Raw genomic sequence first — 23,967 nt, 5'->3', positions numbered from 1 at the left:
ATTTAAGCTGCTTGTGAGCCTTTTACGGGCTGTTTTTGATTGCCTAAAAGCTGATAATCATTCAGGTTGGCTTTACGTGTTTTAAGCCAAAATTTCCATGTATAGGTTGGCCAAAGTGAAAAGTTTTTACCGCCATCTTGTTGATACCAACTGACACAGCCTGATTGCCATACCGTACCTTGGAGTTGTTGTTGTATAGATGTATTAAATTGATCTTGAACCTCAGGTTTAATCGTAACTGCTTGAATATGTGTTCTTTCAACCATTTGAATCAGTTGTAAAATATAATTCACTTGTGATTCAATCATGAAAATCACTGAATTATGTCCAAGTACAGTATTTGGTCCCAATAGCTGAAATAAGTTTGGAAAATTTTTAGTGGTGATACCATAATAACTTTCTGCACCATCTTTCCATGCTTCTTTAAGTTCAAGACCATTTTCACCATAACATTCAAATGATTTTAAATAGATACGAGGGTCTGTAATAAAGCCTGTACCGTAAATAAGACAGTCAATTTCACGTTTTTGTCCATCTTTGAATATGATGCTATTTTCAGTAATTTCCTGAATTTGCTCTGTGACTAGCTCAACATTGGTACGGTTGAATGTTGGAAAATATTTATTCGAAATCAAAATACGTTTACAGCCCATAATGTAATCAGGGGTGAGTTTTTTGGCAATTTTTTTATTTTTAACCTGATATTTAATAAATATTTCGGCAAGTTTCTGACCGTATTTCATCATTTGTGGTTGAACAATTGGAACAACACGAGATTCATTTGACCAATATAAACGTGCACGATGTAGTTTGCGGAACCATTCAAATTTTTCGAAAAGTTTTTTATTTAAATCGTTATATGTGCGTTCATCTCTTGGAATGACCCAAGCAGCAGTTCTTTGTAAGACATACAAATTTTTAACTTTAGGTGCAATTTCAGGAATGTACTGGATCGCACTACCACCAGTACCAATTGAGGCAACATTTTTATCATTTAAGTTATATGTATGGTTCCAATGTGAAGAATGGAAGACTTCACCTTTAAATTTTTCGATGCCTTTAATATTTGGTATTTGTGGAACATGCAGTGGGCCTGATGCAAAAATAACAAATTGTGATTCAATGCTTGAGCCATCTTTAAGTTGAATAGCCCAGTTAAAATTCGTTTCACTATAGGTGGTTGAGATGACTTCTTGATTGAATTGAATATATTTTTTAAGATTAAATTGTTCAATTAAATCTTGGATGTAGTCAAAAATTTCAGGAGCCTCAGCATAGCGTTTAGACCAATTGGTTTTTGCTGCATAAGAGAGGGAGTACATATGTGATTGTACATCGCATGCTGCACCTGGATATTGATTTTCACGCCATGTACCACCGACATCATTGGCTTTTTCGAGAATAATAAAATCTTGAATTCCTGCTTGGAGCAAGCGAATTGCCATGGCTATGCCGCCAAAACCTGCACCAATAATGGCGACACGTGTTTTTTGTGATAGATCTTTGTTTTGAGTTTGGCGTGACATTAATTTTCATCCTGAACATTTATTGTACTTATTGCGTAGCATAATGTGGTTGGTCAAAAATGAATATGATTGTAAAGACGTAAAAATTGATATATTCGGCAATTTGCAATGAGGCTACTTTCGGGTAAAAATATGAGCTAACAATTTATTTTGATGAATTCTATGTCTAATAGAATGTCATTAATTGGAATACAGTTCAGCGTCGATTCAAGAGTTGCTTGAAATTTAATGAAACGATCCATTCTAGGTTTGATGTATTTGATTCAAGGTATGCGTAATGCAGGCATTGATGTCGATGCACGTTTAGCAAATATTGGTATTCAAGCCGATGCGATTGATATGGGTACCATTATTCATGCCGACCTAGAGTGGGATATTCTGAAAGCAATTGGGCATGATGTACGTCCAGAGATTGGATTATTCATTGGACAGCATTACGCACTGGCCGGTTACGGTCCTTTACTCATGTTGTTGGTGACTTGCGGTACGATTCAAGATGCCTTGAAAAGTGGTATTCGTTTTCAAGGTTTGACACATTTGTTTGGTCAATTGGCTTTGCTTGAAAAAAATCAAACACAGGGTGGGCGGGTTGCTTTGACTTATGTACCTGTTGATCTTGAAACAGATATGGGATTACTTCGGGCACAATGTGAAATATCGGGAACCTATAAATTTATTCTCGATATTTATCGGATGATGGGTTTATCTGCACCAGAAATTCGTGTGGAATTACCATTTTCTGCACCAAAAGATACGACTACACTTGAGGAATATTATGCCTACTATGGGCATGATTTGCATTTTTCAGCTGACTGCGCAGTTTTTCAGCTGAATCAAGATGTATTGAATGTGCGAATTCCATCGGCAGATTTGATGACATTTCGAGTATATGAAGATAAATGTATTGCTGAATTGGAACGTTTAAACAATGATGTGTCACATCCGCATTTACTAATTCAGCATGTAATGGATTATTTAGAATTACAGCAAGGTGTGATTCCAAGTATGGCAGAAACGGCACATGCTTTGGATCTTGCAGAGCGAACATTGCGTTATCAGTTACAACAATTGGGCACAAGTTATAAAGAAATTCGTGAGCAATTGATTAAACATAAAGCACTGAAGTTGATGGAATACAACGAATATTCGATTGAAGTAATTGCAGACTTATTGGGTTATTCTGAACCCGCTGCATTCAATCATGCATTTAAACGATGGTTTGGACACAGCCCACGGCAGTATGCAAAACAGCCTAAGCTGAAAAAATAAAATGATCGTCTAAAGTTTTATTTATAGCTGTTCAATATCCGATATACTCCACTTGGACCAGAAAAAGTACCTAAGCCATATGTTAGATCAGAACACGACACACAGCACCTCATTTACTCCATTATCACCTGGTGAGCGTTATGCTCAGGCATTGTCTTCGGGGCAATTTATGCCTGATGATGCACAGGCACAGGCAGTGCATGAGTTGGAGAGAGTTTGGCAGGAACTCCTTAACCGCTATAAAGCTTCTAAAAAAGCCTTTCGCCGTTTTCGCCGTCAAACTGCACCACGTGGTGTGTATATGTGGGGTGGTGTTGGGCGTGGTAAAACATGGTTGATGGATCAGTTTTATGATTCTGTTCCATTTCGCCGTAAAACAAGGATGCATTTTCATCACTTTATGCAGTATGTTCATCGTGAATTAAATAAGCTTTCAGGTCAGCGTAATCCATTAGATTTGGTTGCGGATCAGATTTATAAAGAAGCCGTTGTCATTTGTTTCGATGAATTTTTTGTTTCAAACGTCACAGATGCAATGATTTTAAGTGATTTATTCCAGAAATTATTTGATCGTGGCATTACGCTCATTGCGACATCAAATATTGCACCAGATGGTTTGTATCGAGATGGAATCCATCGCGATCGCTTTATTCCAACCATTGAATTGGTGAAGAAAAACTGCGTTGTTTTAAATGTAGATGCAGGTGTTGATTATCGCTTACGTGTGTTAAAACAGGCACAATTGTTTAAGACTCCACTTAGCGATGATAATAAAGTGTGGATGGCACAACGCTTTTCAGCATTAACTGCATCACAAAAAGTTTCTGAAGAACCAATTATGATTAATAATCGTGTGGTTGAAACATTAGGGCATACAGAAGATATTCTATGGTGTGATTTCCGTGAGTTATGTATGAAGCCGCGTAGCCCATCCGATTTTATTGAAATTGCAAATATTTATAATACGATTTTGGTGAGTAATGTTCCACATCTCACGGACTTACTATCAGAAGGGACACGCCGTTTTATTTATATGGTAGATGAGTTTTATGACCGAGGTGTTAAATTATTACTTACTTCGGAAGATTCGATTATTAATATTTATGAAGGTGAGCGACTTGCTTTTGAGATTGAACGAACTCGTTCTCGACTCTTGGAAATGCAGTCAGATGAATACTTACAAGAAGCACATCGTTTGATTAACGATAACAGCGAACTTCAAGTTGAATCATAATATTTAGATGTAAAACGATAGCACTCTTCGGAGTGCTTTTTTGATTGTAAAATTTAATAGAATAATTCAGTAGATAGGTCGACTTTTTGTTGCATTCATGGCTTAATCTTTGAGCGTTGAGTGGAAAATGAAATGAAAAAAGCGTGAAAATTATTCATTTCAGCACTTAAGTCTAATATGGACATTTTAAAAACTTTATACACTGTAAAAGAGTATTTAGCTTGGTGATAATGTTGCTTTTCTGAGTGTCATTTTTTAAATATATGAGTACATTTACTTTATTTAAAATGATCACTATTTAGGAAAGTTATAGTACTATTCAGCTAAATATAATTCGGTATACTAGAAACTCTTGTTATAAAAAATAGCAATATCAGGAAAGACAATGACTGTACGTATTCAAAAAGGTAAGTTAGCGATTGCTAAAGAACTCTATGATTTCATAGAAAATGAAGCTTTACCGGGTTCAGGTTTAAACAGTGATACCTACTGGAAAAACTTTGAACAGGTTGTTGTCGATCTTAGTCCTAAGAACAAGACATTACTTGCGAAGCGTGATGATCTTCAGGCTAAAATTGATGAATGGCACCGTAATAATAAATTTGAACTTCAAGCTTACAAAGCTTTCCTTATTGAAATTGGCTACTTACTACCTGAAGTAGAAGATTTCCAAATCAGCACAGAAAATGTAGATGAAGAAATTTCATTGCTTGCTGGTGCGCAACTTGTAGTACCTGTGCGTAATGCACGTTATTGCTTGAATGCTGCAAACGCGCGTTGGGGATCACTCTACGATGCACTTTACGGTTTTGACGTGATCCCAGAAGAGGGTGGTGCAGAAAAAGGTAAAGGTTATAACCCTGTACGTGGCGAAAAAGTTATTGCATTTGCTAAAAATTTCTTAAATGAAACATTCCCACTTGTCGCAGGTTCGCATGCAGATGCGACCAAATATGCGGTGGAAAGTAAAAAATTAGTTGTAAGCTTGAAAGATGGCTCTACAACAACACTTGCAAAAGAAGCACAATTTGTTGGCTTTAATGGTGATGAAGCTGCACCTGTTGAAATTGTTCTATTGAACAATGGTTTGCACGTTATCATTGAAGTGGATGCAACAAGCCCGATTGGTCAAACTGATGCTGCAGGCGTTAAAGACTTGGTTCTTGAAGCTGCTGTAACGACTATTCAAGATTTAGAAGATTCAATTGCTGCAGTAGATGCAGAAGAGAAAGTTGAAGGCTACCGTAACTGGTTAGGTCTAATGAAAGGTGATTTAACTGAGTCTATCGTGAAAAACGGTAAAACAGTTACACGTACTTTAAACAAAGATCGTATGCACAAAAACCTCATTGGCGGTGAAACGAAACTTCACGGTCGTTCATTGATGCTTCTTCGTAATGTAGGTCATTTGATGACGAATCCTGCGATTCTTGTAGATGGTGTTGAAATCTACGAAGGAATCATGGATGCGTTAATTACACCGTTATTGTCTTTCGCTGACATTAAAGGTCAGAACGAAAATCATAACTCTCGTAAAGGCTCAATGTATATCGTTAAACCGAAAATGCATGGCCCTGAAGAAGTTGCTTTTGCTGTTGAATTGTTTGAGCGTTCTGAGCAGGCTCTTGGTTTGCCTGCGAAGACACTTAAAATCGGTATTATGGATGAAGAACGTCGCACATCTGTAAACTTGAAAAACTGTATCGCGCAAGCAAAAGACCGTACTATCTTCATTAATACAGGCTTCATGGATCGTACTGGTGACGAAATTCATACCTTTATGGAAGCAGGTCCATTCGTTCGTAAAGGCGAAGTGAAAGCGCAAACTTGGTTCCCAGCGTACGAAAACCGTAACGTAATGATTGGTCTTAAAGCTGGTTTACGTGGTAAAGCGCAAATTGGTAAAGGCATGTGGCCAAAACCAGATTTATTGCTTGATATGTATAATACCAAAATTGAACATCCTGAAGCGGGCGCAAGCTGTGCTTGGGTGCCATCACCATCAGGTGCTGTGATTCATGCGATTCATTACCATCAATGTAATGTTTCTGAGCGCCAAAAAGAGCTTTTACAAACAGAAGCTTTACCTTTAGATGACTTATTAACACCGCCATTGGCGACCGATACAAATTGGTCTGATGAAGAAAAAACTAAAGAGCTTGAAAATAATCTTCAAGGTATCTTAGGTTATGTTGTTCGTTGGGTAGATTTAGGTGTAGGTTGTTCTAAAGTTCCAGATATCAATAATGTTGGTTTAATGGAAGATCGTGCAACATTACGTATTTCTTCTCAGCATGTTGCAAACTGGTTGCGTCACGGTATTGTAACCAAAGAACAAGTAGAAGAAGTAATGCAACGTATGGCGACTATTGTTGATGGTCAAAATGCGGATGATCCTTTATATACACCAATGGGTCCAGCATTTAATTGTTATGCTTATGATGCAGCTTATGATTTAGTATTCAAAGGTGCAGAGCAGCCATCAGGTTATACAGAGCCATTGTTACATGCTTACCGTTTAAAGTTAAAAGGGTATACAGGCGACTAATTTGAGTTGTTGTATCTTTAATAAATAAAAAAACCTCTTCGGAGGTTTTTTTATTTCGTTTACATTAAAGGAAATAAAAAACTGCTTTTAATCCTGGTTGATTTAAAGCAGTTTTGGTCAAACATTTATATGCTTGTTTTAATGTGCAAGATTTTTAAAAATATGTTTTAACGATTCCATCATTTTTTCAATTTGTAATGGTGTTAAGCCTTCAAATGATTGTTCAAGTACAACACTCATGAGATCATTGATTTTCTCAGTCATTTTTTTGCCTGAATCTGTCAAATGTACACGAGTAATACGTGCATCTTCGGTGCATGAATAGGTGTCAACAAAACCTTCATCTTTCAAACGATACACGATTTTTGTAGTGGTCGACATTTTAGACACAATCATATCTGAAAGATCGGAAACACTCGCATGTGGCTTTGCATTGAGAGCAAGTAGCAAGCGACGGCGAGAGTTATCAACGCCATATTTTTTCAAAGCATGATCTACATTTAAAACGTATTGTGCATGCACTTGCGTTACCCAATAAAATGGAAATTCTTCCAAATTAAATTCGTCTGATGTAGGTAAAAATTTCGAGTACTTCTTAGACATTCTTAAATCCCATTTTTTTAATTATCGTCTGATCGCTATATTACTTATATTATTTGAAATTAGATAGATGTATCAATAATTGTTCAGTCATTTATCTGAAAAAACAGGAGAAATCCACTATAAAGATTTCTCCTAGGCATTAAATTACACATGTTCATTCAGTAATGACAGGGCATAACTGTCATGATTTTGATGGAATGCGATAATACTTTGCGCAAATCGTGTTGCTTCTGTAAGTATTTGAGAATTTATAATATTCACTTGCGTCAGTTGTGCTGTCGGTTGTGTATTTTCAAGAATAACCTGATACGTAAGTTCTTGTTGTTGATCCTTGTGCATTACCCTAATGTTGATCTGATGTTGTTCTAAAACCTCATCATGATTGAGATAGGTGCCTTCATAACATGTATGTGTAATGTCCTTTGATATGCGTTTGAACATTAAGGCATGAGCAATTGTCATGGCTGAAAATTCCATTAGGTTTATGATTAATTTAAAGTTAAAAATAAATTAAAAACTTTAAGTGAGTTGAGAAAATATTTCTAATCATCATTAAGAGGACTATTTTTTATTTTACAGGAATTTAAGCACTTTAATATTTGGTCAATGGTCAAAAAATGATGTCTAAAAAGTCATATACATAAATGAAATATCAAAAATATTTATAGGATATTTTTATATAAATAAAAAAGTCATTTATGTATTAATCAAAATGAAAAAAGATTTAAAAAATGGATGAATGATCAGATGTGTAAATATTATCGATTTGTACAGTGATATTTCATTTAAAAACAACATGAAGATGGCGTGTAAAGCTCAGATTGGGTCTAGGTTAAAATATTATTATTTCAGAATGTAACATTTCAAAAAAAAAGAATTACAAATGTATCCATTTATGCATAATAAAAGTCACTTTATTGAAAAAGGTATCTTTCATGGATCCATCGCCGTGTGGGTTAAATTGTTTTAGCTGTAAAAAAATACAGTGCAGGGGTTCTAATCAATGGAATTTTTAATGGATCCCGGTATTTGGGTTGGTCTGTTAACGCTGATTGTGTTAGAGATTGTACTTGGTATTGATAATCTTGTTTTTATTGCCATTTTGGCAGATAAACTTCCTCCAGAACAACGTGATAAAGCACGTATTTTGGGTCTCAGCCTCGCATTAATTATGCGTTTGGGCTTATTATTTGCCATTTCTTGGCTTGTTACGCTTACAAAGCCGTTAATTACGGTCTTTAACTTGACCTTCTCTGGGCGTGATTTAATTCTTCTATTTGGTGGTTTATTCTTACTCTATAAAGCAGTCAGTGAATTGCATGAGCGAATGGAAGGTAAAATTGAAGTTCAGGTAACAACAAATAATGTTGTCTATGCAGGCTTTGCCGCAGTTGTTGCTCAAATTGTCGTGCTTGATGCTGTTTTTTCTTTAGATTCAGTGATTACTGCAATTGGTATGGTCGACAATATCTATGTAATGATGGTTGCGATGATTGTCGCAATGGTTGTTATGTTAGTTGCATCGAAACCATTAACCAACTTTGTAAATCGTCATCCGACCGTCATTATTCTATGTTTAAGTTTCTTATTATTGATTGGTATTAGTTTAATCGCTGAAGGCTTTGGCTTCCATATTCCGAAAGGGTATATCTACTCAGGTATTGGGGTTGCGATTGTGATTGAAGCATTTAACCAATTTACAAGCCGAAATGTAGAAAAGCATCAGTCTAAAATTCCACTGCGTCACCGTACTGCAGACTCCATCTTGAAATTGATGGGAAGTAAGCTAGATGATGATTTGATGTTGCAAACAGGTGAATCATTGGCTGCACAAAAAGCCTTTGGTGATGAAGAGCGCTATATGGTTGGTGGTGTTTTAACACTTGCTGAACGAAGCGTAGCTTCAATTATGACACCTCGTCTGCAAATTTCATGGATTAATCTTGATGATGATCATGAAAAAATTCGTGAGCAAATTCTAGCCGTTCCGCACAGTCTATTTCCTGTATGTCGTGGTCAATTAGATAAAGTTGTGACTATTGCGCGTGCTAAAGAATTGATTGATGCTTTGGATGACGAAGAGCAATTGCAAAAACTGTTAAAACGCAGTCGTCCGATTTTCATTTTTGAAAAAATGAAAGTGATTGATGCGATTAATACATTGCGTAGTTCAAAAGGTTCACTAGTTCTAGTTAGTAATGAATTTGGTAATATCCAAGGTTTGATTTCACCGCTCGATGTTTTTGAAGCAATTGCAGGTGAATTTCCTGATGCCGATGAGCAGCTTGAACTCACGAAAATTGATGAAAATACATGGAAAGCATCGGGAATGCTTGATCTGTATCAGCTTGAGCTTGAAATGGGTATGCTCGATTTAGATCTGGTACATGAAGATTCAGGATACTTTAGTGTTGCAGGTCTAATCTTGGATAAAACTCAAGGTGAAGTAAAACAAGGCACACAGATTGAACACGATGGTATTTGGTTTGAAGTTCTGGAAATGGACGAAAATCGTATTAAATGGGTAAAAATCACTAAGCCTGAATCTAGAGGTTAAGGTATTTAACTCATTGAAATAATTTGATTTTAAAATTGATATTAAAAATGCCTCAAAATTTGAGGCATTTTTTTTATTTAGAAATATGTAGAAGACTATTTTAAAGTCGATTTAAAGAAATATATAGAAAACTTAGGCTGCAATTTGTTCGGCAATAACAGCCCAAATATGGTGATGTGATTTTTTAAACATCAACATATGACCAATGGCTTTTTGATCATACTGAGTCGGTTGAAGTTCAATTTTATTTGTTTTCGCATTTGGATATAAACGCAGTAAATCATTGACATTAGCTTCGGTAGCAATTTCATCATCCGAAGCATAAATAGCTGTGATAGGGCATTGAATTTGCTGATGATAATCATTAAAAATGGTTTTACCAATAGCATTGATTACATAACCAGGCTTACTACAGAACTGTGCCCATTGGCGTGCAACATTCTTTGGTAAATTTTCGCCCATGCCTAGCATTTGAGTTGCGCCATAACCTTTCAGCGCAATCGATACGGGGAACACAACATTAAACATCACAGGCGCCATTTTTTTGGTACGCCCTTTGAGTCCTTTAACATGACCTGTTGAACCTGCAATTGCAATTAATCGAGCAACTTTCTGAAAATTAGGTGTAATTCCGAGTAACTGTCCACCTGCACTGTGTCCAATCAAAATAACTTTTTGTTGTTGTGTCTTGTTCAGTAAGCTATCAATGGCAGCCGGAATATCTAAAATTCCCCAATCTTGAATGCTCGCGTCACTCTTTTTTAATTCCGTATATAAAGATTGTCCAATGCCACGAAAGTCGAACACCATAACATGATAATTTTGTGTTGCTAACCACTCGCAGAATGAGTGGTAAAAACCCATTGTGATACCTGTGGCGGGACAAAGTAGAATAGGCAGTTGGGTTGTGTCACCTTGTGATGGGTAAAATTTTGCATTTAGGGTATAACCATCTTTACAAGTAATGGTCATGTTTTCACAACTGCTCATAATAATCATCGTATTGTTCTAGAGAAGATAGCTTAAACATACATGAGTTCTAAAAAGAAACTGAGGTTTGAGTGTGACCGAAAAGTCATAAAATATTTGCAGAGCTTGTTAAGATGGGGCATAAAAAATAAAGAGGAAAATGATATGGATGTTGAACAATTGAGCTTTGCCGTTAAGATTGCCATTATTTTTAGTGGTCTATATTTGTGGGTCGGTATGCTCACAGGAGTTTGGAAGTATTGGCAGATCAGTCGTTCTGTACATGCTAAGGCACATTATTATGTCGATATTGCACATAGAAGTAGTCTGCTGTATGCACCTGCGAAATTAATTTTAGCGGTTTTAGCTTATTTTTCAGTATGGTCGGCAGAACTTAATCTTGCTTTTGTATTGATTAATGTCCTGTTTTTTAGCTTTTCAATCTTAAGCTATATTGTGCATGGCTTTTTACAAGATACGACAAACCAATTTCGTCAACCGCATAAATTAGGAAAATTAAGTTTACCTGTATGGTTGATGCGCTGTGCGATGTTGTTATTGGTCATTGGAGAGATTGTTGCAACAGGTGGTTTATTGTGGGGTGCAACATTGGCTTTGATTTAAATGTAAAGCTAAGAAAAAAAGATTGAAAATTAAATAGATGAAAAAAGTATTTGAATTTTTATTATTCAATTTGTGCTACAAAAAAGGGATGACAAAGTCATCCCTTTTTTAATCAGAAGGACTGATGCGACGTTGTTTACGCTGGCTGTGGTCAATGATGTCCCAAATATAAAAGACAGCAGTTACAATAAGTGCATAACCAAAGAATTCAGGTTGTAAATTGCCTTGAATTAAACCATGCATAAGAATCATTAAAAAAATGGCAAGCGTCGTACTTATATAAATGACCAATTTGCTATTGGTCTTTAAAGAATTAATGAAGAATTGCTTGTTGAAATGTATTGATAACATCTCCATACCTCCTATTGTTATGTTTGACTAAAAAACCATGTGTTTTAGTCTGATTTGTATTCTAGTTTTACCACAATATGGGAATATTTCAAGAGAAAATACTACTATTATGTGAATTAATTGTGACATATTTATGACAAAAATGGAATAGCTTATTTATTTACTAAATTAGTATTATTTTGATTGAAAATTACACAATAAGTTAAGTTAAAACAAAATCACTGAAAAAGAGAAATACCAAAGCATCAATCCTAAATGGGTTGATCTCGATATTCGGGGGTATTTTCATCTGATATTTGGATCGTAGCACTTGCACCGAGTGTAAGCAATAGTTGCACATTTGGGTAAAATGGCAAGTATTGGTCACAAATCAAATTAAATCGGGGTAAGATTTAACTTTACGGCATAAAAATAAGAAATGTCTTAATTTCGAATTTTGTCAATCACAATACAAACGATCAATACAGCAATTGAAGGTAATAACCATGCGAGATTTTGTGCATTAAGTGGTAGATGTTGTAAAGCATCGGGTAAAATATCTGCAAAAGCAGTGACTTTAATGCCTTCAATAATTCCAAATGCAAATGCAATAGCTGTTACAGGTGCAACAACGTGTGATGGTTTTTTCCAGAATTTCCAAAAGAAACTTAAAATAATAACCACAATTGCTGGCGGGTAAATTGCACTAAGTACAGGTACAGATACCGCAATTAATTTAGTCAAACCAAGATTTGAAATAATTAATGAGAATAATACGAGAATGAAAACTAAAATTTTATAGGGAATTTTAGTAAGTTCCGAAAAGTATTCAGCACAAGCACAGGTTAAGCCAATTGCAGTGACCATACAGGCAAGAGCAATGAGAATGGTGAGGAAGATTGATCCCATATCACCAAAAGCATGCTGTACATAAGCATGTAAAATTATGGCACCATTAGCGGCATTTGGTGCGGCTTCATGGCTTCCAAGCCCAAGTTTAAATAAACTTAAGTAAACAAGGGTTAGGCCTACACCTGAAATTAAACTTGCAATAATGGCATATTTAGTCACGAGTTTAGGATCAGTAACGCCACGTGAATGGATGGCATGAATAATCACAATACCGAAAACCAATGCACCTAAAGTATCCATGGTTAAATAACCATTGACGAAACCTTCAGATACCGGGCTTGTAACATAGTTGTTAATTGCTGGTGGGACTAATCCTGCTGGAATAATAAATGCAGCAATACCTAAAATCGCAAGGGAGATAATTTTAAGCGGTGCAAGAAAATGTCCAACAGTATCGAGTAATTTATTTGGATATAGCGATACGACTGTGACAATCGCAAAATAAATAACACTATAAATGAATAAGCTGCTTGCTGAATCACCAAAATACGAAGAAAAACCAATCTCATAAGAAACAGTGGCTGTTCGTGGTGTTGCAAATAATGGCCCAACAGAAAGATAGCAAACTACAGTCAAGAGTAGACTTGCCACTTTTCCAAGCGGAGAACTTAGAATAGCGATGGAACCTTCTGTTTTAGACAGCGCCATAATCGTTAAAACGGGTAAGCCAACGGCTGTGATTAAGAAACCAAAAGCAGCTAACCAAACATGTTCACCGGCTTGCTGAGCAACAATCGGTGGAAAGATAATATTGCCTGCCCCAATAAATAAGGCGAAGGTCATGAACCCTAATGCAATAATATCCCGTGTGCGGAGACTAGTCATAAAAGGAAAGATATTGCAAAAGGAAATAATTTTAGAGTAAATACAACTACTTTTGTATTTTATTTTATCAATCACATATAATTTAGTTATGTATTATTCCATTAAATTCTAAATAAACAAATGATATCTAAGCTAAAAATATGATATTTGAAGTTGAAAATGAGTGATTATTGAATATGCGAATTTATTTTTGTATGTACTTTGTTTGGACAAATTAGACTAATACATACTATTTCCCATTTAATATGTACTTTATATATTCGGTTCGCCCTATTGGATAGGAAAGCGTATACTTATGTTTCTCAAAAGAGGGTTAAGTCATGAAAGCTTCTGCAGTCACTATTAAAACTGAACAGGATATTGAAAAACTTCGTATATCGGGGCGTCTTGCTGCTCAGGTACTAGAAATGATCGGAGCTTATGTCAAACCTGGTGTGACGACAGAATATTTAGACGACTTGTGCCATGACTTTATTGTCAATGAATTGAAAGTCATACCTGCCAATATTGGTTATTACGGTTATACCAAAACGACTTGTATTTCGCCAAATGAGGTCGTGTGTCACGGTATACCATCGGCAAAAATTGTTTTACAAGATGGCGATATTATTAATATTGATGTTGCGATTATTAAAGATGGTTATTTTGGTGATACCAGCCGTATGTACTGTGTTGGGAATGTCAAACCTGAAGCAAAAAAACTCATTAATACAACATACGAAGCAATGGTTGCAGGGATTCATGCGGTAAAACCAGGAGCAACATTGGGTGATGTAGGTCATGCAATTCAGCAAGTTGCACAGAGAGATGGTTATACCATTGTACGTGAATATTGTGGTCATGGTATTGGTAAGGTTTATCATGAACAGCCGAATGTTTTGCATTATGGTCAAGCAGGACAGGGTATGGTCTTGAAAAAAGGTATGGTCTTTACCATTGAACCTATGGTCAATATGGGCAAGGCGGCTGTGAAAGAGCTCAATGATGGTTGGACAGTGGTTACCAAAGATAAATCATGGTCTGCACAATGGGAGCACATGGTTTTGGTCACAGACGATGGTTTTGAATTGTTATCACCTTGGCCTGAAGGTACAGGAATTTATCCAGCGATTTAGATTATTACTTTAACTAGACTTTAGTCTATGTAATTGTATTTTTAAAATCCAAAGCTACTATAATGTGATTTGCATCACATTATTTTGGATTATTTTACTTTTTAATATCCAATCTATCTCATTTTATAGTTTTTAAATATTGGCAATATAGTTTAAATTTTATATAATTATCTCAAGAATCTAGCTGTAGTTTCTTTTTATTGTATTCAAGTTTTATAGCTTATCCATCACTGGATAAGCTTTTTTTTGACCTAAATTTAGGCGATATTTTTATTTTTCTATTATAAAAATCATAATGAATAAAGTTACATAATAAAAATGAATTAGATTATTTGTCCAATATGATAAGATTTTTTAAATCAGCTTTCTCCTGAACAGATAGATCAATCTATTGTGTGTTCAAATTTGAATCTATATTTATTATTTTACATATGTGCTTTGAACCATGTAGATATTAATTTAAGTAATTATTGTAGTAGCTTATAGAATGTATTGCCAATTGAGCCTAATCACGCACAATAACCTTGCTTGGATGTTCGTAACTACAAGATCAGGCAACCATTTTCAACTAAAATTGTAAAGATGATTTACCTGAATCTTGATTATCTCATATTCAAAATTTATGTGATGAATATGCCGTTGTTAAGCGTATTGAGAATTTGTTAGGTTTTATTTTTAAATTTCAGAATGAATGAAACCAAGAATCCAAACAATAGTCCCCAAAATGCAGAACCGATACCGAAAAACTGTACACCTGATGCGCAAAATAAAAAGGTCAGCAATGCCGCTTCACGATCTGCGACATCTTGAAAGGCAATGGAAATATTGTGGCTAATGGTGCCAAAAAGTGCGATTCCTGCAAGCACAATAATAAATAATTTAGGGAATGACATCAACAAACTAGTTAGTGTTGCTGCAAATAAGCCCATGATAATATAAAAAAATCCACAACTGATACCTGCAATATATCGTTTGCTTGGATCGGGGTGGACTTGATCATCAAGACTAACTGCTGCACTAATGGCAGCAATATTTACGCTATAACAACCAAAAGGTGCAAGTAAAGCTTGGGTCAGACCTGTCCAGCCAATGAGGTGTTTAACATGCGGTTGATAACCATAGCTTTTAATCATTGCAATCCCAGGAAGGTATTGCGAAGCCATATTGATAACAAATAAAGGTAGAGCAAGTCCAAGAATAGCCGACCATGTAAATTCAGGGCTAATCCATACAGGTTTTGCCAATGACCAATGTACAATAGGCATATGGAATTCCATAAACATTGGACAGAGTATCAGCCCTGCAATGACGGTAATAACAATGCAATAACGTGCCCATAAGCGTTTCGAGATAATATAAACGGCTAAGAGAGATAAAATAAAAGCCCAATCGGTTTGCATGCTTGTAAAAAGTGCGATGCCGAATTTGAGCAATACACCTGCAAGCATAGCACTCGTGAGGCTTTGCGGAATATAAGAGAGGACTTTTTCAAAAATACCCATGAAACCGAGTATAGCTGTTAATAATCCACAGACTAAAAATGCGCCAATAGCTTCATATAAGCTGTAGCCACTGCCTGTAGCCATAATGAGGGCAAGACCTGCGGTCGACCATGCTGTTGCAACGGGGTATTTAAATTTCCAAGAGAGAATGAGTCCACTAAGACCAATGCCTAAGCCTAAAGCCCAAAACCAAGAAGTAATTTGCTCAGCAGATGCACCTAAAATTTGTGCCGCTTGAATGACCAATACTGCAGAAACACTAATGCCAATTAGAAAAGTAATAAAACCTGCAAATACGGCGGGGATGGAGAAGTCTTGAATGATTTTTTGCATGATTCCTTTCTGCTTACATGTTTAAATTTTAACAAATATTCAATTTTTAGATTTAATCAAGCTTGATATTCACTTACTTTCAGCGATGCCAAAATATAGTACTGAGCGAAAGCATAACCGATGAACATCACGCATATGCGCAAAATATGTAAAAGTCATCATTGGAAATATACATAAAAATGAGCAGGATGATATTTTTTGATTATCATCGGAATATTGGTGGAAATAGAAACAAAAAATTAAACCATAGTCGAGGTTGCAAGTTTTAGACCAAAGCCACAGAACAGGATTCCGACACAGGCAACACCAATAGCTGCAATTTTATAACGGGTATTAAAAAAGTTTGCGAGTTTCACACCTGAAAAAATGAGCAGAGTCAAATAGCCCATACTAATGATTTGTAAACTGACAGACAGTACTGCAAAACTCATTGCAGGATACGGATAGCTTGGATCAACAAATTGTACGAAAAACGATAAATAGAAAAAGATGGCTTTTGGATTCAACACACTAATAGTCAGCGCTGTACGGTAGGGATGAAAGTCTTGTTGTTCAGTTTGATTTGTTGCCGTGGAAGCCACGATCTTTTCGGCTTTTTTGAACCATGTCTGATAACCTGCAATTAAAAGGCGTATACCTAAATATGCCAAATAACTTGCACCAACGACTTTAAGTAAAATAAAGAGCCAAGGAAATGCATGCAATAGTGATGCTGCACCTAAAATAGTGCATAAAATTAAAATTAGGTCGCCTGTAAAAACACCGAGCGCCCCAATATAGCCAGTTTTCACACCAAAGCGTGAGGCGATGGACATGACATACAATGAATTTGGACCGGGTAAAATAACAATGAAAATGGTTCCAATGATATAGGTCCAATAATCTATAACGCCAAACACTATGTCTCACCTTTTGATAAAATATTGGAAAGCTATTGGCTCATTCAATAAAAAAGCCGAGAAGCATCATAACAAACTCGGCTAACTTGTACACATAAAGCGTACATTTTTAGGGTATTTATAACGTAATTTTATATCAATATTTTACATGGTTGTTTAGTGGTGAATTGTTGCATCAATACCAAAAGATTGACGCAATAAGGTACTTAGTTGATCACGGGCACGAATAAAACCATCAATGCCACCTTGAAGCAGTTGAAATGCCATTAAATCATGTTCAAGTTGTGACTTAAAGTCATCTTTTTGAATTGCTTGATGTGTTGCCTCATGATTTGAGTGGACATGATCAACAGTCAATTGTGCTGTGACTACACGTTGCTCATTGTTCAAGTCTGCCAACAGATTCGGTGCAACGGTTAATAAGTCACAACCTGCAAGTCCAAGGACTTGATCGACACTGCGGAAGCTTGCACCCATCACTTCTGTTTTAATGCTGTGCTGTTTGTAGTAATGATAAATTTGTTTAACTGATAAAACACCAGGGTCTTTTTCGATAGGGTAATGATCAACATTTTCAGCTTTTTTATACCAATCTAGAATACGTCCCACAAACGGTGAAATTAGGGTTACACCTGCATCTGCACAGGCTTTGGCTTGGTGTAAACCAAAGAGTAATGTCAAATTACAATGAATGCCTTCAGCTTCTAAGATTTTGGCTGCTTGAATACCTTCCCAAGTTGAAGCAATTTTAATTAAAATACGATCTTGTTCAACGCCATATTCTTTATATAGTTTTAATAACTCATGTGCTTTGGCAACCGTTGCATCTGTATCATATGATAAAGAGGCATCGACTTCAGTTGAAACACGCCCTGAAACAATCTTTAAAATTTCAACGCCAAGTTTAACCGTAAGTATATCGATGGTGCGTTCAATAAGTTCATCATGCAGATAACCTTCTGCTTTGGCTTGAGTATATGCATCTTCAATGAGTACACGGTTTTCAGGTTGATTGGCTGCAACCGTAATCAGAGATGGATTGGTGGTAGCATCCAATGGACGAAATTGTTCAATTGCAGCTAAATCACCTGTGTCGGCAACAATAGTTGTAAGTGCTTTTAATTGTGCTAAAGAGGACTGTGTCATTACGATTTAATTCTTGGTTAAAATACTTGTGTATTTATTTATAGCACATTGTGCTTTGAGCAAAAGTAAAAAAAGTCTTGAAACGGCTTTTAATTTGCTTGAATTCTTTGATTTCGGATGTAATCAATCAAAAAACGAGCAGCAGCCCCGAGTTCACTTTCACGACTCCAAACCAAATCGACATAATATTCAAATTTCGGTGTGAAATCGGAAAAGTTTAAAATTTTTAATTGTTGCTGTAACAGTGGGTTTTCATTCAGCATTTCCAGAGGGAGAACACCCCAGCCGAGACCTTGGCAAATCATCACGCAAGCTGAATGATGATTGTCAGTGCGCCAATATTTTTGTGAGTAGAGTAGTTCTGGTTTAATCGTGCGGTCACGGCTTGCCACCACAATTTGACGATTTTTCAGAATTTTTTCAAATGCAATATATTCCAATTGGGCAAGAGGATGTTGTATTGATGCGACAGGAACCAGAGCTTCACGTTTTAATTCAACAAATTGCTCACTTGTTTCAAGTTGCTCTCGCTCAAACATTAGCGCAAGTTGAGCTGATTTATTCATCAGCATTTTAATAGCATCTTCTTGCGGTGCAGAAAAAATATTGATCTGTAATTCGGGAAATTGTTGTTCAAGCAGTGCAATATAACTTGTCCAATCAGTATGTAGTAACTCAGATACCACCACAATATTTAATGCCGATTCAAGCCCAACACTTAGCGCATAGGCATGTTGTTTCCATTGATTCATTTCTGTGAGTAGCTGTTCGGTACGTTCAAACAAAGTTTGTGCTTGTGCTGTAGGCAGTGGCTCACGACCTTCACGGCTAAATAATTTTAAATCGAGATCAATTTCCATATTCGCAATTGACATACTTACGGCAGAGGGAACTTTACCGAGCTTACGTGCCGCTGCAGAGAATGAACCTGTTTCCATTACCGTTTTGAAAATGATTAATTGTTCTTGGTTGATGTTCATTGGTCGTAAGTAGTAAAAATATTAACATCTATCCTATCAAAAAAATTGAAAGAATCTAACTCGATTAATCAATAATAAGCACATAAAATGGCTCCATCTGTAATTTAGAGGAAATGATTTATGATGATTTCAAAAAGAAGAGTCGTGCATGCGTTGACTTATGAGATTATTCTTCTAGTGATCATCGCAATTGCATTAAGTTTTATTTTTGAAGTACCAATGGAAATTACAGGAACTTTAGGTATCGCTATGGCGGTCACTTCTGTGATTTGGAATATGATTTTCAATCATTTTTTTGAAAAGTATGAAAAGAAGCATCAGCTTAAACGTACTGTGCCTGTTCGTATTATGCATGCGATTGGTTTTGAAGGTGGTTTAATGTTGGCTACTATTCCAATGGTTGCTTATGCTTTGAATATGAGTCTACTTGAAGCTATTTTGCTCGATTTTAGTATGACGATGTGTATTTTGGTATATACCTTTATTTTCCAATGGTGTTATGACTACATTGAGGAACGTTTGGGAGTTAGTTCTATGGTGACTATGAAATAAGAAATTGTCATATTAGAAAAATGAATGTATTTATTTTAAATTTTATAGTTAATCTTTCGCTAAAAACCGTATCGATAGGCATTGATACGGTTTTTTTACAGCAATTAAAGGGAAATTAATCTGGTTTTTTAGATACAAATTGAATACCCGCCGTGCCATCTATTTTGATGAATAGATCCATAAATTGTGTAATGGTTTTAGCACGTTTCCAATCACGTTGTAATTCACAAAATAATTCAATATGAAGTAATGTTGCTTAATTTGTCGCAACAGATGTGCCACCTCCAGCATCGACAACAACATATACTTCAAACCTTTTGAGTGAATCAAGTACATGGAAGATTAAACATGCCTCTGTTTAAAGTGCAGTCATAGGTTGGAATACCTTTTAATACTTTACTTAATTGCGGAATCGGTGGTTTATTTAAACTGGTTGAAACATTAACGTAGAATGATTGATTGATAAATCTTATACAAGTGCTGCCTTTACTTCACCAACAATGTTGTTGACAAGTAATTGGTGATCAATTGAAGCAATCGAATTGACTTCAACAGGTTTGAAAGTCGATACAAATAAATACTGAATTTGGGAGAGTTAATAAAAATTATCTTTCTGATTACGAATAGCTTCACTTGTCATTTTATATCCTATTGTGAGTGAGTATTATTGGAATATTGACCTTAGCAATCGCTATAGATAAATAAAATAATTGGGTATTTAATACTACAAAACGGTAACTATTTTGCATGAATGTTTTAAAACAAAAACACCTCTAAGAGAACTGAGAGGTGTTTAATATTTTTCGCTGTGTAATGATCGAATTATTTTTCAATAATTGCTGTTACACCTTGACCACCAGCAGCACAAATCGAAATAAGGATACGACCTGAACCTTTTTGGTTAAGTAGTTTTGCAGCACTTGCAAGGATACGACCGCCTGTTGCAGCAAATGGATGACCTGCTGCTAAAGAAGAACCATTGACATTCAGTTTGCTACGATCGATTGAACCCAATGGTGCATCACGACCTAAACGCTCTTTACAGAAAGTTGTGTCTTCCCATGCTTTGAGTGTAGACAATACTTGTGCTGCAAATGCTTCATGAATTTCGTAATAATCAAAATCTTGCAGCGTAATGCCTGCACGATCAAGCATACGTGGAACAGCATAAGCAGGTGCCATTAATAGACCTTCTTTTTTACCTACAAAGTCAACAGCAGCAGTTTCTGTGAAAGTCAAATACGCTAAAACTTCATGACCATTGGCTTTTGCCCATTCTTCAGAAGCAAGTAATACAGTCGATGCACCATCGGTTAACGGGGTAGAGTTACCCGCAGTCATGGTTGCATTTTCGCCTTTACCAAACGCTGGTTTTAGTTTAGCTAATTTTTCAACTGAAGAATCAGGACGTAAGTTATTGTCTTTGCTTAAACCTAAAAATGGTGTCATGAGGTCATCAAAGAAACCAGCATCATAGGCTTTTGCCATTTTTTGATGTGAAGTTGCTGCAAGTTCATCTTGCGCTTCACGAGAAATACCCCATTCAAGCGTTGTAATGGCTTGGTGCTCGCCCATTGATAAACCTGTACGTGGCTCACCATTTTTAGGGGCATCAAGTAAATCTTTAACATTGATTTTTGACAATGCTTTTAAACGGTCTTTTGCAGTTTTAGCAATATTTAGTTCAAGCATTGCTTTACGTAAGCCATCACCAAATGCAATAGGCGCATCAGATGTGGTATCTACACCGCCTGCAACACCCACTTCAATTTGACCTAAAGCAATTTTATTTGCCACAAGGAATGCTGCTTGTAAACCCGTACCACATGCTTGTTGAATGTCATAAGCAGGTGTTTCAGGTGCAAGTTGAGTATTTAAAACACATTCACGGGTCATGTTGAAATCACGGCTGTGCTTCAATACTGCACCTGCAACAACTTCACCAAGACATTGACCTTGAAGGTTAAAACGCTCAATTAAGCCATTTAACGCCGCAGTAAACATATCTGTATTGGATGCTTGGAAATATGGACCATTTGAACGAGCGAATGGAATACGGTTACCGCCAAGAATGGCTACACGACGAACAGTTTGAGTCATGGTTTTTCCCTGAGATGTGGATGTTTGTTTTGTAGGTGCTGAAGGCGCATCTACTTTTACTTTATTGGTATCTGAAGCTGTGGATTTTCGAGTCGATGTAGCAGCACGGGTACGTGGTGTCCGTGAAGTACTTTCTGATTTAGAAGCAACTGTGGTACTTTTGTTGGCACTCGTACGCTGTTTTGATGGTTTTGACACCGCTTCCGCAGCAGAATCCTCGACTGTTGGATTTTCTTGAGTTGTTTTGCTCATAAGGCTTTTCCAAGCATGTTTACGCTATTCTTAAGACGTACATTAGCATATTGTTGAGAGGGTCGTATTGACTGAAATGACATTTACGGATGCTTTCAGGTCAAGACATATAGTAGCTGAGTCAAGTATGATTCAGAACAAGCATCATGCATCTGTTGAAATATAAGTATCTGACATTACATTGAAGTTCGGACATATAAACAGATTCATTCAAAAATTAATTTTCAGAGAGATAATAAACATGTCTGACCAATACCAAGTATTTGCAAAATCTCCAATTGGTAAATTTGTCATTAAAAATTTAGGTTTGCCATCACCACTTGCGCTAGATCGTTTTGAATCTGCAACACCTGTAATTAAAGGTGCTGTACTTGTTGGTGCTGCGCCAGGTGGTATGTTGTCTGATTCAATTTCTCAAGTACTTAGCAATGTGCATGCAAATAGTTATGCAGGGAATAATGTTGAACTGCAACAAGCAGCAGCAAAATCAGGTTTAACTTTAAATGCGTTCAATGAAGGCGATAAAGAGTCAAAATTTAAAGCGGTTATTTTTGATGCATCAGGTATTCAAAATTCTGAACAGTTGAATGAATTACACAAGTTCTTTAGCCCGATTGCACGCCAAATTGCACCTTCAGGTCGTGTTATTGTTGTCGGTTTAACGCCTGAAACAGCATCAACCATTAAGCAAGCTATTGCACAACGTGCTTTAGAAGGTTTTGTTAAATCAGTCGGTAAAGAGTTTAAAAAAGGCATTGCTGCACATCTCATTCATGTCGATGCAGATGCGGCTGCAAACCTTGAATCATCTTTACGCTTTGCACTTTCACCGCGTTCTGCATATGTTTCAGGTCAAGTGATTCGTGTATCTAAAGCGGCTGTAGTGAATGTCGATTGGGCAAAACCATTAGCAGGAAAAACAGCATTGGTGACAGGTGCAAGCCGTGGTATTGGTGAAGCGATCGCCCATGTATTGGCACGTGATGGTGCGCATGTGATTTGTTTAGATGTTCCACCACAACAAGCTGATCTTGATCGTGTTGCTAGTGAAATTGGTGGTTCTGCTGTGGCTCTTGATATTACAGCAGTAGACGCAGGTGAACAAATTAAAGCCGCTGCGGCAGCACAAGGTGGACTCGATATTATTGTGCATAATGCGGGTATTACACGTGATAAAACCCTTGCCAATATGAAACAAGACATATGGGATCTCGTGATCAATATTAACTTGTCTGCGGCAGAGCGTATTAATGATTACTTGTTAAATAACAGTGGTTTGAACGAAAATGGTCGTATTGTTTGTGTATCTTCTATCTCAGGTATTGCGGGTAACTTAGGTCAAACGAACTATGCAGCATCGAAAGCTGGTGTTATTGGTTTAGTGAAATTTACTGCACCACTTCTGAAAAAAGGCGTTACGATCAATGCAGTGGCACCTGGTTTCATTGAAACTCAAATGACTGCGGCGATTCCTTTTGCTATTCGTGAAGCGGGTCGTCGTATGAACTCGATGAGTCAGGGTGGTTTGCCTGTTGATGTTGCTGAAACGATTGCATTGTTCGCATCATCAGCATCTACTGGTTTAAATGGTAATGTGGTTCGTGTGTGCGGTCAGAGCTTATTGGGCGCATAAAATTCTATATAAAGATTTAAAGTCCTAAGATATTTCATGTGATGTGATTGTTTTTTTT

General features: G+C 36.4%; 19 protein-coding genes and 1 pseudogene. 8 read left to right on the top strand and 12 right to left on the bottom strand.

What is annotated here, in order from left to right; all coding sequences use genetic code 11:
• Nucleotides 1–2: 2 nt before the first annotated feature.
• Nucleotides 3–1,526, bottom strand: coding sequence for a flavin-containing monooxygenase (locus FW754_RS10745; RefSeq protein WP_446324642.1), 1,524 nt, complete (start codon nt 1,524–1,526; stop codon nt 3–5).
• A 228-nt stretch (nt 1,527–1,754) separates the two neighbouring features.
• Between FW754_RS10745 and FW754_RS10740 the strand changes: the two genes are divergently transcribed.
• The 3 genes from FW754_RS10740 (at nt 1,755) to FW754_RS10730 (ending at nt 6,577) form a co-directional block, all read left to right on the top strand.
• On the top strand, nt 1,755–2,795 hold the full coding sequence (locus FW754_RS10740) for an AraC family transcriptional regulator ligand-binding domain-containing protein (protein ID WP_446324641.1): 1,041 nt from the start codon (nt 1,755–1,757) through the stop codon (nt 2,793–2,795).
• A gap of 79 nt (nt 2,796–2,874) precedes the next feature.
• The gene (gene zapE, locus FW754_RS10735) at nt 2,875–4,029 is read left to right on the top strand and encodes a cell division protein ZapE (RefSeq protein WP_409511558.1); all 1,155 of its coding nucleotides are present in this window, start codon (nt 2,875–2,877) and stop codon (nt 4,027–4,029) included.
• Nucleotides 4,030–4,414: 385 nt separating this feature from the next.
• On the top strand, nt 4,415–6,577 hold the full coding sequence (locus tag FW754_RS10730; protein WP_446324640.1) for a malate synthase G: 2,163 nt from the start codon (nt 4,415–4,417) through the stop codon (nt 6,575–6,577).
• A gap of 138 nt (nt 6,578–6,715) precedes the next feature.
• Here the strand turns inward: FW754_RS10730 and FW754_RS10725 are convergent, their stop codons facing one another.
• On the bottom strand, nt 6,716–7,180 hold the full coding sequence (locus FW754_RS10725) for a MarR family winged helix-turn-helix transcriptional regulator (RefSeq protein WP_409511556.1): 465 nt from the start codon (nt 7,178–7,180) through the stop codon (nt 6,716–6,718).
• Nucleotides 7,181–7,324: 144 nt separating this feature from the next.
• Nucleotides 7,325–7,642: a hypothetical protein gene (locus tag FW754_RS10720; protein WP_446324639.1), complete on the bottom strand. Its 318-nt coding sequence runs from the start codon at nt 7,640–7,642 to the stop codon at nt 7,325–7,327.
• 541 nt (nt 7,643–8,183) lie between these two features.
• Here FW754_RS10720 and FW754_RS10715 point away from each other — a divergent pair.
• The gene (locus tag FW754_RS10715; protein ID WP_409511554.1) at nt 8,184–9,737 is read left to right on the top strand and encodes a TerC family protein; all 1,554 of its coding nucleotides are present in this window, start codon (nt 8,184–8,186) and stop codon (nt 9,735–9,737) included.
• A gap of 132 nt (nt 9,738–9,869) precedes the next feature.
• Here the strand turns inward: FW754_RS10715 and FW754_RS10710 are convergent, their stop codons facing one another.
• Nucleotides 9,870–10,727, bottom strand: a complete 858-nt coding sequence (locus tag FW754_RS10710) for an alpha/beta hydrolase family protein (protein ID WP_409511601.1) — start codon at nt 10,725–10,727, stop codon at nt 9,870–9,872.
• 144 nt (nt 10,728–10,871) lie between these two features.
• Between FW754_RS10710 and FW754_RS10705 the strand changes: the two genes are divergently transcribed.
• Nucleotides 10,872–11,330 carry a hypothetical protein gene (locus FW754_RS10705; protein ID WP_446324638.1) on the top strand — a complete coding sequence of 153 codons (459 nt, stop codon included), beginning with the start codon at nt 10,872–10,874 and terminating at the stop codon, nt 11,328–11,330.
• 108 nt (nt 11,331–11,438) lie between these two features.
• Here the strand turns inward: FW754_RS10705 and FW754_RS10700 are convergent, their stop codons facing one another.
• Nucleotides 11,439–11,681, bottom strand: a complete 243-nt coding sequence (locus tag FW754_RS10700; RefSeq protein WP_409511552.1) for a hypothetical protein — start codon at nt 11,679–11,681, stop codon at nt 11,439–11,441.
• 423 nt (nt 11,682–12,104) lie between these two features.
• Complete coding sequence (gene brnQ, locus FW754_RS10695; RefSeq protein ID WP_409511551.1) at nt 12,105–13,397, bottom strand: branched-chain amino acid transport system II carrier protein; 1,293 nt, start codon at nt 13,395–13,397, stop codon at nt 12,105–12,107.
• Between the two features lie 320 nt (nt 13,398–13,717).
• On the opposite strand from brnQ, the gene map reads away from it, so the two are divergent.
• Nucleotides 13,718–14,512 carry a type I methionyl aminopeptidase gene (map, locus tag FW754_RS10690; RefSeq protein WP_409511550.1) on the top strand — a complete coding sequence of 265 codons (795 nt, stop codon included), beginning with the start codon at nt 13,718–13,720 and terminating at the stop codon, nt 14,510–14,512.
• A gap of 662 nt (nt 14,513–15,174) precedes the next feature.
• Here the strand turns inward: map and FW754_RS10685 are convergent.
• The 4 genes from FW754_RS10685 to aceR form a co-directional block, all read right to left on the bottom strand.
• Nucleotides 15,175–16,347 (bottom strand): benzoate/H(+) symporter BenE family transporter, encoded by a 1,173-nt coding sequence (locus tag FW754_RS10685; RefSeq protein WP_446324637.1) that lies wholly within the window; start codon nt 16,345–16,347, stop codon nt 15,175–15,177.
• A gap of 239 nt (nt 16,348–16,586) precedes the next feature.
• A complete protein-coding gene (gene leuE, locus FW754_RS10680; RefSeq protein WP_446324636.1) occupies nt 16,587–17,246 on the bottom strand; it encodes a leucine efflux protein LeuE in 660 nt (219 codons plus the stop codon).
• A 156-nt stretch (nt 17,247–17,402) separates the two neighbouring features.
• Nucleotides 17,403–18,392, bottom strand: coding sequence for a transaldolase (tal, locus tag FW754_RS10675; protein ID WP_446324635.1), 990 nt, complete (start codon nt 18,390–18,392; stop codon nt 17,403–17,405).
• 89 nt (nt 18,393–18,481) lie between these two features.
• Entirely contained in the window at nt 18,482–19,372 is an 891-nt protein-coding gene (aceR, locus tag FW754_RS10670; protein ID WP_409511546.1) for an HTH-type transcriptional regulator AceR, read from the bottom strand.
• Nucleotides 19,373–19,492: 120 nt separating this feature from the next.
• Here aceR and aceI point away from each other — a divergent pair, with 120 nt between their 5' ends.
• Nucleotides 19,493–19,924 carry a chlorhexidine efflux PACE transporter AceI gene (gene aceI, locus FW754_RS10665; protein WP_446324634.1) on the top strand — a complete coding sequence of 144 codons (432 nt, stop codon included), beginning with the start codon at nt 19,493–19,495 and terminating at the stop codon, nt 19,922–19,924.
• Between the two features lie 115 nt (nt 19,925–20,039).
• On the opposite strand, the pseudogene FW754_RS10660 reads toward aceI, so the two are convergent.
• Nucleotides 20,040–20,564, bottom strand: a pseudogene (locus tag FW754_RS10660) (hydrolase).
• A gap of 182 nt (nt 20,565–20,746) precedes the next feature.
• Complete coding sequence (locus FW754_RS10655) at nt 20,747–22,276, bottom strand: acetyl-CoA C-acetyltransferase (RefSeq protein WP_409511544.1); 1,530 nt, start codon at nt 22,274–22,276, stop codon at nt 20,747–20,749.
• 241 nt (nt 22,277–22,517) lie between these two features.
• Between FW754_RS10655 and FW754_RS10650 the strand changes: the two genes are divergently transcribed.
• Nucleotides 22,518–23,909, top strand: a complete 1,392-nt coding sequence (locus tag FW754_RS10650) for a 3-oxoacyl-ACP reductase (RefSeq protein WP_446324633.1) — start codon at nt 22,518–22,520, stop codon at nt 23,907–23,909.
• Nucleotides 23,910–23,967: the final 58 nt, after the last annotated feature.

This window comes from Acinetobacter sp. 1207_04 (genome assembly GCF_052850415.1).
This window is presented reverse-complemented; position numbering and strand designations above follow the sequence as displayed.

Coding starts and splice junctions, on each gene's coding strand:
- FW754_RS10745 (WP_446324642.1), bottom strand. CDS start 1,526: ATGTCACGCCAAACTCAAAACAAAGATCTATCACAAAAAACACGTGTC.
- FW754_RS10740 (WP_446324641.1), top strand. CDS start 1,755: ATGAAACGATCCATTCTAGGTTTGATGTATTTGATTCAAGGTATGCGT.
- zapE (WP_409511558.1), top strand. CDS start 2,875: ATGTTAGATCAGAACACGACACACAGCACCTCATTTACTCCATTATCA.
- FW754_RS10730 (WP_446324640.1), top strand. CDS start 4,415: ATGACTGTACGTATTCAAAAAGGTAAGTTAGCGATTGCTAAAGAACTC.
- FW754_RS10725 (WP_409511556.1), bottom strand. CDS start 7,180: ATGTCTAAGAAGTACTCGAAATTTTTACCTACATCAGACGAATTTAAT.
- FW754_RS10720 (WP_446324639.1), bottom strand. CDS start 7,642: ATGACAATTGCTCATGCCTTAATGTTCAAACGCATATCAAAGGACATT.
- FW754_RS10715 (WP_409511554.1), top strand. CDS start 8,184: ATGGAATTTTTAATGGATCCCGGTATTTGGGTTGGTCTGTTAACGCTG.
- FW754_RS10710 (WP_409511601.1), bottom strand. CDS start 10,727: ATGAGCAGTTGTGAAAACATGACCATTACTTGTAAAGATGGTTATACC.
- FW754_RS10705 (WP_446324638.1), top strand. CDS start 10,872: ATGGATGTTGAACAATTGAGCTTTGCCGTTAAGATTGCCATTATTTTT.
- FW754_RS10700 (WP_409511552.1), bottom strand. CDS start 11,681: ATGTTATCAATACATTTCAACAAGCAATTCTTCATTAATTCTTTAAAG.
- brnQ (WP_409511551.1), bottom strand. CDS start 13,397: ATGACTAGTCTCCGCACACGGGATATTATTGCATTAGGGTTCATGACC.
- map (WP_409511550.1), top strand. CDS start 13,718: ATGAAAGCTTCTGCAGTCACTATTAAAACTGAACAGGATATTGAAAAA.
- FW754_RS10685 (WP_446324637.1), bottom strand. CDS start 16,347: ATGCAAAAAATCATTCAAGACTTCTCCATCCCCGCCGTATTTGCAGGT.
- tal (WP_446324635.1), bottom strand. CDS start 18,392: ATGACACAGTCCTCTTTAGCACAATTAAAAGCACTTACAACTATTGTT.
- aceR (WP_409511546.1), bottom strand. CDS start 19,372: ATGAACATCAACCAAGAACAATTAATCATTTTCAAAACGGTAATGGAA.
- aceI (WP_446324634.1), top strand. CDS start 19,493: ATGATGATTTCAAAAAGAAGAGTCGTGCATGCGTTGACTTATGAGATT.
- FW754_RS10655 (WP_409511544.1), bottom strand. CDS start 22,276: ATGAGCAAAACAACTCAAGAAAATCCAACAGTCGAGGATTCTGCTGCG.
- FW754_RS10650 (WP_446324633.1), top strand. CDS start 22,518: ATGTCTGACCAATACCAAGTATTTGCAAAATCTCCAATTGGTAAATTT.